This window comes from Ruegeria sp. HKCCE4148 (assembly GCF_017872495.1).
Taxonomy (GTDB): Bacteria; Pseudomonadota; Alphaproteobacteria; order Rhodobacterales; family Rhodobacteraceae; genus Ruegeria.
In genome coordinates, this window is the sequence record NZ_JAEDOS010000002.1 from 511,170 (window position 1) to 524,551 (window position 13,382).

Genomic DNA, 13,382 nt, shown 5'->3' on the forward strand with positions numbered 1-13,382 from the left:
TTCCAGTTGCACCCAAGTCGGATCAAGGTTAGCTAACGACCAACGCACCTGTAGCTCAGCTGGATAGAGCGCTGCCCTCCGAAGGCAGAGGCCAGAGGTTCGAATCCTCTCAGGTGCGCCACTTTCTTGCATGTTCTCAACCACTTTGAACGGATTCTAAGTACAGTTTCGTCGGATATTGAGAACGCCCGCAGGCACACTCTTCGAAGTGTAATTTTTTATCAGCACATTTTGCTATACACTTTCCCGATGGGGTTGGTTCGCGTCACCTTTGATGGAGGAAAGAACGTGCAAGTCATCTCTTCAAAAAAATTGTTTTTCGTTGTGGTCGTAACAGTAGCGGTTTTGGGCTGTACTGTTATTTCGGGTTATTCCCTCCCCAGCGTTATAAGCTGGATAATAGTCGGAGTGGTGCTTGCATTCATCCTTGGCAAGCTGACCGACGACGATCCAAACAGCGACGATGAAGCAGAGAGCAGCGATGTGTCTGTGTCTAATGTTTATTCTGATGTCGAAAAGGAAAAGGCGCGTGAGTCTGGCAGCTCAACCGCCGAGGCTGCATCCAGTAGCGACTCGGGTGACGCAGGCGGAGGAGGTGGAGATGCGGGGATATAGCAGGTAAAACCAGTTTTCCTGCTAAAGCGTTTCAGAAACGCGAAAACCGTTTGGTGTGCGCTTTAACCACGCCAGCTGCGAACGACTCCGCAATCCATATGAACGAAATTGGAACCGTAGTATTGGCCGACACCACCTGCGCGGCACGAGATAGCTGCTTTGGCCATCTGCGAGACCGAGCGCGAAGCTAGACGCAGGTCAGCAGCCTGACCTTCCATATGGAGCGATTTGCGCGCTACGCGACGCGACCGGGAACGCAACATAGCGTTGGTCTGCGGAGAGCGATAGCCGGACAGCAGCATATAAGGTTCGTTCACATCCAAAAGGTTGTGTGATGCTGCCATGATATCAATCGCGCGTAAATCGATGGATTTTACCTGATCTGTACGCCAATCACGCATGAAGTGGTTCACTTCTTTGACAGCGTCCTTGATATACTTACCATCGACCCAATAAATCATATCCAACCGTTCGCCCGTGCGACCGGAATACATACGAATGCGACGAATATCGCCGCCTCCACGCAAAAAGCCCGCTGCATTGGAGTAGGTGGGAGCTGCCGCGACTGCGGTTGCTGCAAACGCGCCCAATAGGGCACGCCGGGTCAAGCCCGAGGAACTGCTCTTTGTCATTTTTGGTTCGTCCCGTACTGTTCCTGCCTGCGCACGATGTTACGCGCGCCGTATTAATTTTTTCCCATCCCAGATGCGATTTTTATGACACAATCGAAATCGGTGGCCAAGAAGTGTTTCAGATTCACCATTTCAAGGGGGAAATTTCGGCAGTTTTTTGCGCAAATGACACAGTACTTCTTAGAAACTGTGCAACTGCGAAGCTTTCGCCGACAGGCCGATGCAAACACGCATCAGCCACCAACAGAAGCGATTGAATAAGGTATTTGTGAATAGACAAACTTTGCCGCCCAAATCCATAGTTGTTTGACGCACATATCCCAAGTCCAAGCTATTGAATACTCAAGGCCCTATAATGTTTTCTGTTTTCCGCACCAGTACCAGTATCCTTCTCACCGCGTGTTTTACCGCGACGGCAAGCTTTGCGAACACGGCTTCTGACCCCGCGCCGAACACCGCGTTTCAAATGGCAGTTGCGGAACACACTCCGCAGACCTCGAACATAGCCGAGTTCTATCGCACGAATGGGTTTTCACCCATTTGGGTCGGTGAAACGGTTGAGCATGCAAGTCGTCGTACCGCGCTGATAAATGCGTTGTCCAAGGCCCAAATGCACGGTCTGCCACAGGCGGATGCAACAGTCGCAGCCTTGATAGAGAAAATGGAGCAGGCCCGTTCAGTTCGTGATCTTGGTGCGGTTGAGGCAGAACTCAGCCGGGCTTTTATCGAATATGCTGACGCGCTTTACTCGGGAACTGTTGAGCCCGGACGTGTGGACGATGGCCTTGTTCGGACATTGAAACGTCGGAGCGCGGCCGAGCATTTGGCCGGTTTGGCTGATCAAGGCGCGCAATATCTGGAACAATTGCCGCCCCAAACGCGTCAGTACCGAGCACTGATGAAGCAAAAGCTGCTGCTGGAGGACCTGGTGAATCAGGGAGGTTGGGGCGCAACTGTGCCCGTTTCCAAACTGGAATTCGGTGACACAGGACCGAATGTTGTTAAACTGCGCAATCGTCTGGTGATGATGGGTTACATGAAGCCATCGGCCAGCCCGTCTTTTGACGACGCACTGCTGGCTGGCGTTCAGTCGTTTCAAACTGCACATGGGTTGGAGCCTGACGGCGTTGCGGGCAAGGGAACAATCACCGAGTTGAACCGGCCAGCATCGGACCGTTTGAAAGCTGTTCACGTAGCGCTCGAACGCGAACGCTGGTTGCCAAGGGAACGTGGCACGCGCCATATCCTTGTGAATCAGGCGGACTTTTCAGCCAAAATTGTCGATGACGGGCAAGTCACGTTTGAAACCCGTGCGGTGATTGGCAAAAACACCCATGATCGCCGCAGCCCCGAGTTTTCGGATGTGATGGAGCATATGGTGATCAACCCCAGCTGGTATGTGCCGCGCTCGATCATAACCAAGGAATATCTGCCGAAACTGCAATCCAATCCAAATGCGGTGGGTCACATAGAAATCACCGACCGCAGCGGTCGTCAGGTTAATCGCGGGGCGGTGGATTTCACTCAGTTCACGGCGCGAAACTTCCCGTTTGCGATGCGCCAACCCCCCAGCAAAAGCAATGCGCTGGGTTTGGTGAAGTTCATGTTTCCCAACAAGCACAACATCTATCTGCATGATACGCCTCAGAAAAGTTTGTTTGCGCGTGAAGTGCGGGCGTTCTCACATGGCTGTATCCGTTTGGCGCAGCCTTTCGAGTTTGCGTATGCGCTGCTGGCAAAACAAGAGGAAGACCCCAAGGCGTTCTTTCACCGTGTTCTCAAGACCGGCAAGGAAACCAAAGTTGAACTGGATCAACATGTGCCGGTGCATCTGATCTATCGGACGGCCTATATCGGCCCCAAGGGTCAAGTGCAGTATCGTCGCGACGTCTATAACCGCGATGCCAAGATTTGGGACGCTCTGCAAAAGGCAGGGGTGGCCCTGCAAGACGTTCAGGGGTAAGCACGGGTCAAATCCTGCCAAAAGGAAACCCGTCATGCAGTTTACCGTTCAACACATTGCTGAAGCTCTGGGTGCAGAATGTCAGGGCGATGGCGGCCTTACAATTTTGCGTGCCGCCGAACCCGGAGACGCGGGTCCAACAGATTTGGCGATGGCGATGTCTCCGAAATATGCCGAGGCACTTTCGGGTGGAGAGGCACGTGCTGCGGTTCTTTGGGAAGGGGCCGATTGGCAAGCGTTGGGTCTGCGCGCGGCCATCTTTGTCACGCGCCCTCGCATGGCCATGGCAGGCATTACTTCGATGCTTGATCGCGGGCAGGGGGCCGAGCCGGGCATTCATCCGTCAGCCGTTATTGATCCAACGGCAGAGATTGGTGCTAACGTTTCTATCGGGCCTCTGACAGTTGTTGGTGCGCGCGCACGGATTGGCGAAGGTTCCGAAATCGGCGCGCATTGCACGATAGGCATCGATGCCACGCTAGGAAAGCGTGCGTTACTGCGCGAAATGGTCAGTATTGGGGCCCGCGCGCAGATCGGAGACCGTTTTATTGCACAACCTGGTGCGCGGATCGGGGGCGATGGCTTCAGCTATGTCACCCCCGAAGTTTCGGGTGCTGAGAATGCGCGAAAAACAATGGGCGATCAGGGCGAAGCCAAGGCACAAAGCTGGCTGCGCATTCACTCTCTGGGGGCGGTTGAGATCGGAGATGACGTCGAGGTTGGCTCGAACTGCACGGTCGATAACGGCACGATCAGAAACACCCGGATCGGGGACGGCTCGAAACTGGATAATCTTGTCCATGTCGGTCACAACACCCGAGTCGGACGGGATTGTCTGCTATGTGGGCAAACCGGCGTGTCCGGGTCTGTAGAGATTGGGAACAATGTTGTCCTTGGTGGCCAAACCGGGGTCGCCGACAACATTTTCATAGGCGACGGCGTGATCGCCGGTGGGGGTACCAAAATCCTGTCTAATGTCCCTGCTGGAAGGGTTATTATGGGCTATCCGGCGGTCAAGATGGACACCCACACCAATATCTATAAATCCCAGCGCCGACTGCCTCGTCTGGCCCGCGACGTCGAGGCACTCAAAAAGGCTGTTTTCAAACAGTCCTCAAGCGACTAAATCATCGACAGATTGAAAATCAGGGGATCGACATGAGCATCAGCGACCGCGTCATCGCAATCATTGCAGAGCAGGCCGTGCTGGAGCCATCGGATGTGACGCCCGAAAGCACGCTGGAAGATCTGGGCATCGATAGTCTGGGTCTGGTCGAAAGCATCTTTGCAATCGAGGAAGAGTTCGACATTTCAGTCCCGTTCAATGCGAACGAACCAGAAGCTAACGATTTCGACATTTCCAATGTGGCTGCGATCATCGCCGGGATCGAACAGCTTGTGTCGGAAAAGGTCTGACCTGCTCTCATGAAACGTGTTGTCATTACCGGCGCAGGTACGATCAACTCTCTGGGCCATTCGGTTCCCGACACTTTGGAGGCCATGCGCGAAGGGCGCTGTGGCATTTCGGAACTGGAGTTTCGCGACGTCGAACGTCTGGCCATCAAGATCGGTGGTCAAGTTCGGGGGTTCGAGGCGGAAGGGCGGTTCAATCGTCAGCAGATGTCCTTGTACGACCGGTTCACTCAGTTCACTCTGACTGCTGCCAAAGAAGCGATTGACCAGTCGGGTATTGAGTTTCACGGCGAATTGGCCGCCAGATCCGGTGTTGTACTTGGCACGGCGGGCGGGGGCGTTTCGACCTGGGATGACAATTACCGTTCGGTCTATGAGGATGGTAAGAACCGGGTTCACCCGTTTGTTGTTCCAAAGCTGATGAACAATGCGGCTGCCAGCCACGTGTCCATGGAGCATAACCTCAAAGGCCCCAGCTTTACGGTCTCGACCGCCTGTGCCTCTTCCAACCACGCCATGGCGCAGGCCTTTCAGATGGTACGCAGCGGGGCCGCCCCGGCGATGATCACAGGCGGGTCTGAATCCATGCTGTGTTTCGGCGGGATCAAAGCGTGGGAAGGTTTGCGCGTGATGTCCAAGGACGCCTGCCGCCCGTTCAGCGCCAACCGCAACGGAATGGTTCAGGGCGAAGGGGCTGGTATCTTTGTTTTCGAAGAATATGAGCACGCGCGCGCGCGCGGCGCGGAGATACTGTGTGAAGTTGTCGGTTTTGCGATGTCGTCGGATGCAGCAGATATTGTGATGCCAAGCAAGCAAGGGGCTGCACGTGCAATGGCGGGCGCTCTGGCGGATGCAAGGCTGAACGCCAGCGATGTCTGTTATATCAACGCCCACGGCACAGGCACTGCAGCCAATGACAAAACCGAATGTGCAGCAGTCGCAGATGTGTTCGGACCGCACGCGGATGATCTGATGATCTCGTCCACCAAATCCATGCATGGACATTTGATTGGCGGCACCGGAGCGGTAGAGCTTCTGGCCTGTATCATGGCGCTGCGGGACGGTGTCATTGCACCAACAATCGGCTATGAAGAGCCGGACCCGGAATGTGCGTTGGACGTGGTGCCGAATGAAGCTCGTGAAGCAAAGGTTGACGTTGCTTTAAGCAACGCGTTTGCGTTCGGTGGGCTGAATGCCGTCTTGGCTTTGAAGCGCGTCTGAGAATACCTGACGCTCAGTTTTGAAAGGCCGCTTTGTGACAAAGCGGCCCTTGTTGCATTAAATCAGTTTTGCAAGACTTCCAACTGATCATATCCACTGGTGAAACCGGCCAGCGACATTTCGATTTGCAACAGTTGATTGGGGGCGAGGATGGACACCATAGATATGGTGGCCGTGCTGCCCGCCTTCATTGCGTCGATGTCACCTTGCGTGAAACCCAACTGAGCAACGCAGCCAACCGGGTTACAGTGATGATAGTTGTATCGTTTGCTTGGTGCCCCATCGATGGATACGGCGATCTGCGCTTGCAGCAAGGTCTCCAACGGCACGATCAGGCTGGCACCAGCCACGGCTGCAGCACCCTCGGGAAGCTTGTTGATCGAGATTTCCGCAATGGGTTGACCCTCGGCACCCGAAAGAATTTGACGCAACAAACAAGGGTCATTGTCTGCTTCGGTCTTAAGGCAGGTAATGTTCCAGTCGCCACTTGTTTCCTTAACGTATTGCTCGCCAACACGGGGGCCAGTTTCCCCCAGGTCTAGCTCTTGCGCCGCTTCGGTCTGAGGTGTCTCGGCCTGTTGTTGGGTTTCGTCAGTGGATTCTTGAGCGTTGACCGCACTGCTCAGAAAGACGGCGGCCAGTACGTTCGCAGAAAGAAGGTGCTTGATCATGAATGCCTCGGTTTGATGATTGCGCTTTTTGCCTCATGTAGCATTGTTCTGAACCGGTGTCAGGCACTAACAGACCCGCCCTGATCAACGTGAACAAATTCTTGCTCTTACGGCGGAAAAGGGTCCTTCGACCATAAAGAAAGGGAGCCGTTTGATCAGCTCCCTCCCTCAAAAGGTTCTCCCCGTCGGACTGGCCGACTTATTTATGCGCAAACCCTACGAGAGCGGCGCTGGTGGGTCAACAGCTATCCTGAAAATTTAATCTGCCAATCAGCACATACACATGTATTGGCGCAGACAAAAAAGCCGTGCCCGAAGGCACGGCCAGTCGACAGGGAGGAAGTCTGCCCCACGTGATCCGAACCTCCGCAGGGCAAAATGACTATCGCAGTCAAAGGTTAACTTTGTATGCTGGACACGGATCGGTGAACTATAAGGCAGTGTTAATGGGCAAAATTATTTTTTTGGGCGGCGGTGGCGAAGGGTATGGCACTCCGCAGGAATTGACGTTGAACTACGCAAACCGCCACGGCTTGATTGCCGGAGCCACCGGAACGGGCAAAACCGTAACGCTGCAAATCCTGGCTGAAGGGTTCTCGCAAGCCGGCGTTCCGGTTTTCCTTTCGGACATCAAGGGCGACCTGTCTGGTCTGGCCTTGGCCGGAAGTCCGACACATAAACTGCATCAGGCCTTTCTGGACCGCGCTGACCGTATCGGGTTTTCGGATTTCAACTATTCTGCCTGCCCGGTGACCTTCTGGGACCTGTTTGGCGAACAAGGCCATCCGGTGCGCACGACGGTCACGGAAATGGGGCCGCTGCTGCTGTCGCGTTTGATGGAACTTAGCGAAGCGCAAGAAGGTATTTTGAACATCGCGTTCCGTGTGGCCGATGAAGAAGGGATGCCGTTGCTGGATCTGAAGGACCTTCAGGCGTTGCTGGTCTGGATCGGAGAGAACCGTGCGCAGCTATCCTTGCGCTATGGCAACGTGTCGACATCCTCGATTGGCGCAATCCAAAGACGTTTGCTGGTGCTGGAAAACCAAGGTGGCTCGAAACTGTTTGGCGAACCTGCCCTGGATCTGGCCGACCTTATGCGCACGGATGATAACGGGCAGGGCATGGTGAACATCCTCGCCTCTGACAAATTGATGGGCTCGCCCCGGCTCTATGCCACTTTCCTGCTCTGGCTGTTGAGTGAATTGTTCGAAGAACTGCCCGAGGTCGGCGACCCCGAGAAACCAAAGCTGGTCTTTTTCTTCGACGAAGCGCATTTGCTGTTTGACGATGCCCCCAAGGTTTTGGTGGACAAGGTAGAACAGGTGGCGCGTCTGATCAGATCGAAGGGCGTCGGGGTATATTTCATCACGCAAAACCCGGCGGATATTCCTGAAGACATTCTGGGCCAACTGGGCAATCGCGTCCAACACGCCTTGCGCGCCTTCACAGCGCGAGACCGCAAGAACCTGCGTATGGCCGCCGAAACGTACCGAGAGAACCCGGCTTTCGACACCGAAGCCGCGATCCGAGAGGTCGGGGTCGGAGAGGCCGTGACCTCGATGCTGCAAAAGAAGGGCGTTCCGGGCATTGTCCAACGCACCTTGATTCGTCCTCCGGGATCTCAGCTGGGGCCGATTTCTGGCGCTGATCGCAAAGCGATTTTGGCGGCGTCCCCGATGGCAGGCAAGTATGACAAAGGTGTGGACCGAAAGTCTGCATTTGAAATCCTGCAGGCTCGTGCCGATGCGGCGGCAAAATCTGCGGAACAGGCAGAAGCAGACGAGGTGCTAGAGGCTCAATCACCAATGGAGCGGGAGTTTTCTGCAGCTCGCAGATACTCAGGCAGCAGGGTGGGGCGATCGTCTTCTCGTATGCAGCGCAAGAAAGACACGTTTGCGACGGCGATGACCGAAGCCGTCATCAAGGAGCTAAAAGGAACAACCGGGCGACGTATCGTGCGCGGTATTCTGGGTGGTTTGTTCAAAAACAGATAGCGGCGCGGCGCCCAAAATGGGCGCCGACACAGTTATTTCAGGCGACGTTGACCCTCTTGTCGGCAATAGGCATCTGCTTGGGGTACCGACATCTTCGTCGCTGGAAAATCGATGGCGCGATCCCAGGTGACTCTATCCTGGCGATACAGTTGACAAGTCACTACGCCCTGGGGCGTCTGTACCTTAACAGGTGCTGTTTCCAGGTCTTCTGGTCTGGGGATGCAGGCGGCTGTTGTAACGACAACAACCGAAAGTAGGAAAACAGTTCCGAAGCGTGGTGCTTTCATTTTTTACTCTTATCAACACGTTTGAATGATCGTTTTAGATCGGCTTGAGCGGGTGTGAGTGCCAGCAACAGACCGCAGAAGAAAAACACTGCGGAGGGTCCGTTTATTCAAAAAAACGCCAAGAATCAAGAAACCGCGCCGAAGTGCCGGCGCGGCTTCACGAAATGGTTATGGATCAGTCCTATTTTTCGGGGATCAGGCCCCTTGGGCTGAATCTGAGAACAATCAACAGGATAAGACCCATAGTGAACAAGCGCATATGGGCAGCGCTTTCGACCAGATGCGCTTTCAACCAACTTCCATCCGGCATACCTGCGGTGATCAGGTTCATCAGCCATAGGCCGATTGGTTCAACCTGAACCCATAAAAACCAGATCAGAAACGCGCCAAGAACGGACCCGAAGTTGTTTCCCGATCCGCCAACAATCACCATCACCCAAACCAGAAAGGTAAAGCGCAGAGGCTGGTAGGCGCTTGGCGTCAACTGACCGTCCAGCGTTGTCATCATCGCCCCTGCGATCCCGCAGATGGCCGACCCCAGAACAAAGATTTGCAGATGGCGGCGGGTCACGTCCTTGCCCATCGCCTCGGCCGCGACCTCATTGTCGCGGATCGCGCGCATCATACGGCCCCACGGGCTTTTCAACGCCATCTGGGCCATCCACAGCAGCGCCAGCAAGACGATCAGGAACAGTAGCGAATAACCCAACTTGACCGAAAGGGTAGAGGCCGTGACCGGATCAAGTCCAAACCACTCTGCACGGGCCAGGAACGTGGGGTCTTGCTGCAACTCAACTTCGTAACCGACGACAGGAGACGGGCGCGGGATACCGTAGACGTTTTTCACACCCCGGGCCAACCAGTCTTCGTTCTTCATGACGGCGATGATGATCTCGGCAATGCCCAGCGTCGCAATGGCCAGGTAATCCGACCGCAGACCCAACGCCGTCTTACCGATCAGCCATGCAGCGCCCGCCGCAAGCAATCCACCGGCAGGCCAGGCCAGCAGAACCGGAAGGTTCAGACCGCCGATATTGCCTGCAATCGCGGGATCAATGGCTTCGACAGCTGCAACATTGGGATCAAAAACTGCGCGGTAGACAAAGAATCCCACGACCAGAACAGCGATGATGGTAAGGGTTTGCGTCCGGCCTTTTGGCATCTTGGTCGCCACCAGAACAGCAGCCACAACGGTCGCGGCCCCCATCAGCAGTGACAAAACAATCCCGTAACCGCCAGCGCTCCAGGCCCCCGGGGTGGGCGGTGTTGACACCAGAACCACGGCCAGACCGCCTAGCGCGACAAAGCCCATCACACCCACATTAAATAGGCCCGCAAAGCCCCATTGCAGGTTGACCCCAATGGCCATGATGGCCGAGATCAGCCCCATGTTCAGGATCAGGATGGCGGTGTTCCAGCTTTGAGTGAACCCTGTCAGTAGGATCAAACCGGCGACAACAGCAAAAAGCAGCGTGTTTTTGACAGACTCGGTCATACCGCTTTCCCCTTGAACAGGCCCGTGGGCTTAAACAGAAGCACAATCAGCAGAATGACGAAGCTGACGGCAAATTTGTAGTCGGTGGACAGGAACTGGACCAAGCTTGAGGGTTCCAAGTTTTCTGGAGCCAGGTAGGTCAGCACCTTCTTCCACGCATAGGTGATGGTCACCTCGGAAAACGCGATGATGAAACCACCTGCGATGGCACCCAGAGGATTACCAAGTCCGCCCACGATGGCCGAGGCAAATATCGGCAGCAGAAGCTGGAAATAGACGAAGGGTTTAAAGCTCTTGTCGAGACCGTAGAGCACCCCGGCCGTAGTCGCTAATGCAGCGACGATGATCCATGTGATCATCACAACACGCTCGGGGTTGATGCCGGACAACAACGCCAGATCTTCATTATCCGAATAGGCTCGCATGGACTTGCCTGTGCGGGTCTTGTTGAGGAACCAGAACAGCAACGCCACGGCGACAACAGCCACAATCACGGTGATGCCCTGAGAGGTCTTGATCGCAAGCCCCTCACGCAGCCCAGTCAGTGCCTTGAAATCGCGCGCCGAGATAATGAACCGCGCACCGTCCGAGAATCTCTGATCATCTGGCCCAATGACAAAGCGGACAAGGCCGTTCATGATGAACATAACGCCCATCGAGACGATCACGAGGATCACCGGTTTGGCCTTTTGTTCCCGGTAGAACCTGTAAACCAGCCGGTCGGTGATCAACACCAGAACGATACAGCCCAGAATGGCAAAGGGCAGGGCCAGCAGAGCAGTTGGCAGAGGTCCAAAACTGACCCCGGCGGCCTGTAAGCCCCACGTGACCAGAACAGCGATCATTGCACCAAAGGCCATCGTGTCGCCATGGGCAAAGTTCGAAAACCGCAAGATGCCGTAGATCAGCGTTACCCCCAAAGCACCCAGCGCCAATTGGCTGCCATAGGCGATTGCGGGAACAAGGACGAAGTTGGAGAGCGCCACAAGGGCGTTGAGGAAGTCCATTAGCTATTTACCTCGCAGCGGCCAAGGCCGGTCAGGCTTATACCTTTGCCTACAAAGACGTGGGTCGTGTACGCGACAATCCCATCAGCGAACAAGCTGAAGGTGTAAGATGCTGATCGATCAGAATCCCAGCCGTGTGCGGTCATCAAGTCATCTGTCACTTGCTGGACCTTCAGCAACGGCAACCTGTCATCTCCAAGGTCAATACGAAGCTGGTTGTCTGGCAAGGTTACAAAGTCGAAATCAACTCCGAGACCCGTTTTGGTTGTCTGACATGCATCGACATTAACACACGTGTATTCCAGCTTACATCTCGTGACGTCTTGTGCGGTGGCCGCACCGGTAGTGGCAGAAAGAACTGCTACGAGGGCTAAAACTTTCATCCTCACCCCCCCAAAAAACTCTTACGAACCTCAGGATCGGCCAGCAGTTCTTTGCCCGTGCCGCTATACGCATTCCGTCCTTGAACCAGAACATAACCCTTATCCGCAATCTCCAGCGCCTGACGGGCGTTCTGTTCGACCATCAAGATCGGCAGCCCGGTGCGCGATACCTCGATGATCCGGTCGAACAGCTCATCCATCACGATGGGCGAGACACCGGCAGTGGGTTCGTCCAGCATCAAAACCTTCGGCTGAGTCATCAGCGCGCGACCCACGGCGACCTGTTGGCGTTGACCGCCTGACAGCTCTCCGGCGGCCTGATTGCGTTTGTCGCGCAGGATGGGGAAGAGATCATAGACCTGTTCCATCGTCTCGGTGATATCGTCACGGCGGATGAAGGCCCCCATTTCAAGGTTCTCTTCCACCGTCATGGACGTGAAGATGTTCGAGGTCTGCGGCACAAAACCCATACCTTTGATCACCCGGTCCTGCGGTGACAGCTTGGTGATGTCTTCACCGTCCAGCCGCACCGAACCGGCACGTACGTCCAGCATGCCGAACACAGCCTTCATCGCCGTGGACTTGCCCGCACCGTTGGGGCCAACGATCACCGCGATCTCACCCTTGTCGACGGCAATGGTGCAGTCATGCAGGATGTCCGGACCTTTGCCGTAACCGCCGGTCATTGTGTCGCCGATCAGAAAAGGGCCGCCGCCAACGTAACGCGCTTCACCGCTTGCTGAATTCGCTGGCATCATCGTACCAGCCCCGTGCGTATTGGTGATAGAGGCGTCCTTGTTCCCCTTGTCGTCGTGATAAGGATTGTCGCTCACGCGCCTGCCTCCAGCTTGTCTTTATTCTTCAGGCCGGTGCCCAGATAAGCTTCGATCACGTGCTCGTTTGCCTTGATCTCGTCCAAAGTGCCTTCGGCCAGAACCTTGCCCTCGGCCATACAGATGACCGGGTCACAGATTTTGCCGATGAAATCCATGTCATGTTCGATGACCACGAAGGTGTAGCCGCGTTCCTTGTTCAGGCGCAGGATGGTGTCGGCGATGGTCATCAGCAGGGTACGGTTCACGCCTGCGCCGACCTCGTCCAGGAACACGATCTTGGCGTCGACCATCATGGTGCGGCCAAGCTCCAGCAGTTTCTTCTGTCCGCCCGAAACCTGACCGGCCTTGTGATCGGCCAGATGCTCGATGGTCAGAAACTCTAGCACCTCGTCTGCCTTAGCACGCAGCGCGCGTTCTTCATCCGCGATGCGCTTACGGCCAAACCAGGTGTTCCACAGCGATTCACCCGATTGCGCACCGGGCACCATCATCAGGTTCTCGCGACAGCTCATCGATGAAAACTCATGCGCGATCTGGAAGGTGCGCAACAGACCTTTGTGAAACAACTCATGAGGGGGCAGGCCGGTGATATCCTCACCATCCATAAAGACCTTGCCGCTGGTTGGCGGCAAAACGCCCGCGATCACATTGAACAGAGTGGTTTTTCCTGCACCGTTCGGCCCGATCAGGCCGGTGATCGACCCTTTTTGGATTTCCAGCGATGCCCCGTCCACCGCGTGAAACCCGCCGAAATGCTTATGCACGTCTTCGACGACGATCATGTTATCCCCTTGCCTTTGCCCCGTGAAACGAGGTGCAGCCTTTTGTCATTGAAACAGCCCGGACACAAGGACCGGGCTGCTTG

13 protein-coding genes and 1 tRNA gene are annotated in these 13,382 nt (G+C 55.3%); 7 read left to right on the forward strand and 7 right to left on the reverse strand.

The features are described 5' to 3' along the window. Positions 1-44: 44 nt before the first annotated feature. Together I9187_RS07635 and I9187_RS07640 are read left to right on the forward strand one after the other, a co-directional pair. Positions 45-121 (forward strand) — tRNA-Arg (locus tag I9187_RS07635). A gap of 5 nt (positions 122-126) precedes the next feature. Next, positions 127-615 (forward strand): hypothetical protein, encoded by a 489-nt coding sequence (locus I9187_RS07640; RefSeq protein ID WP_171174053.1) that lies wholly within the window; start codon positions 127-129, stop codon positions 613-615. Positions 616-677: 62 nt separating this feature from the next. Here I9187_RS07640 and I9187_RS07645 read toward each other — a convergent pair whose 3' ends face one another. Beyond that, positions 678-1,247 carry a DUF882 domain-containing protein gene (locus I9187_RS07645; RefSeq protein WP_171234259.1) on the reverse strand — a complete coding sequence of 190 codons (570 nt, stop codon included), beginning with the start codon at positions 1,245-1,247 and terminating at the stop codon, positions 678-680. Between the two features lie 355 nt (positions 1,248-1,602). Between I9187_RS07645 and I9187_RS07650 the strand changes: the two genes are divergently transcribed. Genes I9187_RS07650 through I9187_RS07665 form a run of 4 tightly spaced genes read left to right on the forward strand, consistent with a single transcriptional unit; the run spans position 1,603 to position 5,844 of the window. Then, a complete protein-coding gene (locus I9187_RS07650; protein WP_171174050.1) occupies positions 1,603-3,210 on the forward strand; it encodes a L,D-transpeptidase family protein in 1,608 nt (535 codons plus the stop codon). Between the two features lie 34 nt (positions 3,211-3,244). Continuing rightward, positions 3,245-4,336, forward strand: a complete 1,092-nt coding sequence (lpxD, locus tag I9187_RS07655) for a UDP-3-O-(3-hydroxymyristoyl)glucosamine N-acyltransferase (protein ID WP_171174047.1) — start codon at positions 3,245-3,247, stop codon at positions 4,334-4,336. A 32-nt stretch (positions 4,337-4,368) separates the two neighbouring features. After that, the gene (locus I9187_RS07660; protein WP_171089997.1) at positions 4,369-4,626 is read left to right on the forward strand and encodes an acyl carrier protein; all 258 of its coding nucleotides are present in this window, start codon (positions 4,369-4,371) and stop codon (positions 4,624-4,626) included. Positions 4,627-4,635: 9 nt separating this feature from the next. Then, entirely contained in the window at positions 4,636-5,844 is a 1,209-nt protein-coding gene (locus I9187_RS07665) for a beta-ketoacyl-[acyl-carrier-protein] synthase family protein (protein ID WP_171174045.1), read from the forward strand. Between the two features lie 62 nt (positions 5,845-5,906). On the opposite strand, the gene I9187_RS07670 is transcribed toward I9187_RS07665, so the two are convergent. Beyond that, entirely contained in the window at positions 5,907-6,515 is a 609-nt protein-coding gene (locus I9187_RS07670; protein ID WP_171174043.1) for an invasion associated locus B family protein, read from the reverse strand. A gap of 446 nt (positions 6,516-6,961) precedes the next feature. Between I9187_RS07670 and I9187_RS07675 the strand changes: the two genes are divergently transcribed. After that, positions 6,962-8,509 carry a helicase HerA-like domain-containing protein gene (locus I9187_RS07675; protein ID WP_209940130.1) on the forward strand — a complete coding sequence of 516 codons (1,548 nt, stop codon included), beginning with the start codon at positions 6,962-6,964 and terminating at the stop codon, positions 8,507-8,509. 468 nt (positions 8,510-8,977) lie between these two features. Here I9187_RS07675 and I9187_RS07680 read toward each other — a convergent pair whose 3' ends face one another. Genes I9187_RS07680 through I9187_RS07700 form a run of 5 tightly spaced genes read right to left on the reverse strand, consistent with a single transcriptional unit; the run spans position 8,978 to position 13,299 of the window. Next, positions 8,978-10,291 carry a branched-chain amino acid ABC transporter permease gene (locus tag I9187_RS07680; protein ID WP_171174039.1) on the reverse strand — a complete coding sequence of 438 codons (1,314 nt, stop codon included), beginning with the start codon at positions 10,289-10,291 and terminating at the stop codon, positions 8,978-8,980. Next, entirely contained in the window at positions 10,288-11,298 is a 1,011-nt protein-coding gene (locus I9187_RS07685) for a branched-chain amino acid ABC transporter permease (protein WP_171174037.1), read from the reverse strand. Before I9187_RS07685 ends, I9187_RS07680 begins: the two co-directional genes overlap by 4 nt. Further along, on the reverse strand, positions 11,298-11,681 hold the full coding sequence (locus tag I9187_RS07690) for a hypothetical protein (protein WP_171174035.1): 384 nt from the start codon (positions 11,679-11,681) through the stop codon (positions 11,298-11,300). The genes I9187_RS07685 and I9187_RS07690 overlap by 1 nt, the downstream gene beginning before the upstream one ends. A gap of 2 nt (positions 11,682-11,683) precedes the next feature. Beyond that, positions 11,684-12,514: an ABC transporter ATP-binding protein gene (locus I9187_RS07695; protein ID WP_171174033.1), complete on the reverse strand. Its 831-nt coding sequence runs from the start codon at positions 12,512-12,514 to the stop codon at positions 11,684-11,686. After that, complete coding sequence (locus tag I9187_RS07700) at positions 12,511-13,299, reverse strand: ABC transporter ATP-binding protein (protein WP_171174031.1); 789 nt, start codon at positions 13,297-13,299, stop codon at positions 12,511-12,513. Before I9187_RS07700 ends, I9187_RS07695 begins: the two co-directional genes overlap by 4 nt. Positions 13,300-13,382: the final 83 nt, after the last annotated feature.

What these genes read in the sequence shown, in the direction of transcription:
- I9187_RS07645 (WP_171234259.1), bottom strand. Translation starts at nt 1,247, where the DNA reads ATGACAAAGAGCAGTTCCTCGGGCTTGACCCGGCGTGCCCTATTGGGC.
- I9187_RS07650 (WP_171174050.1), top strand. Translation starts at nt 1,603, where the DNA reads ATGTTTTCTGTTTTCCGCACCAGTACCAGTATCCTTCTCACCGCGTGT.
- lpxD (WP_171174047.1), top strand. Translation starts at nt 3,245, where the DNA reads ATGCAGTTTACCGTTCAACACATTGCTGAAGCTCTGGGTGCAGAATGT.
- I9187_RS07660 (WP_171089997.1), top strand. Translation starts at nt 4,369, where the DNA reads ATGAGCATCAGCGACCGCGTCATCGCAATCATTGCAGAGCAGGCCGTG.
- I9187_RS07665 (WP_171174045.1), top strand. Translation starts at nt 4,636, where the DNA reads ATGAAACGTGTTGTCATTACCGGCGCAGGTACGATCAACTCTCTGGGC.
- I9187_RS07670 (WP_171174043.1), bottom strand. Translation starts at nt 6,515, where the DNA reads ATGATCAAGCACCTTCTTTCTGCGAACGTACTGGCCGCCGTCTTTCTG.
- I9187_RS07675 (WP_209940130.1), top strand. Translation starts at nt 6,962, where the DNA reads ATGGGCAAAATTATTTTTTTGGGCGGCGGTGGCGAAGGGTATGGCACT.
- I9187_RS07680 (WP_171174039.1), bottom strand. Translation starts at nt 10,291, where the DNA reads ATGACCGAGTCTGTCAAAAACACGCTGCTTTTTGCTGTTGTCGCCGGT.
- I9187_RS07685 (WP_171174037.1), bottom strand. Translation starts at nt 11,298, where the DNA reads ATGGACTTCCTCAACGCCCTTGTGGCGCTCTCCAACTTCGTCCTTGTT.
- I9187_RS07690 (WP_171174035.1), bottom strand. Translation starts at nt 11,681, where the DNA reads ATGAAAGTTTTAGCCCTCGTAGCAGTTCTTTCTGCCACTACCGGTGCG.
- I9187_RS07700 (WP_171174031.1), bottom strand. Translation starts at nt 13,299, where the DNA reads ATGATCGTCGTCGAAGACGTGCATAAGCATTTCGGCGGGTTTCACGCG.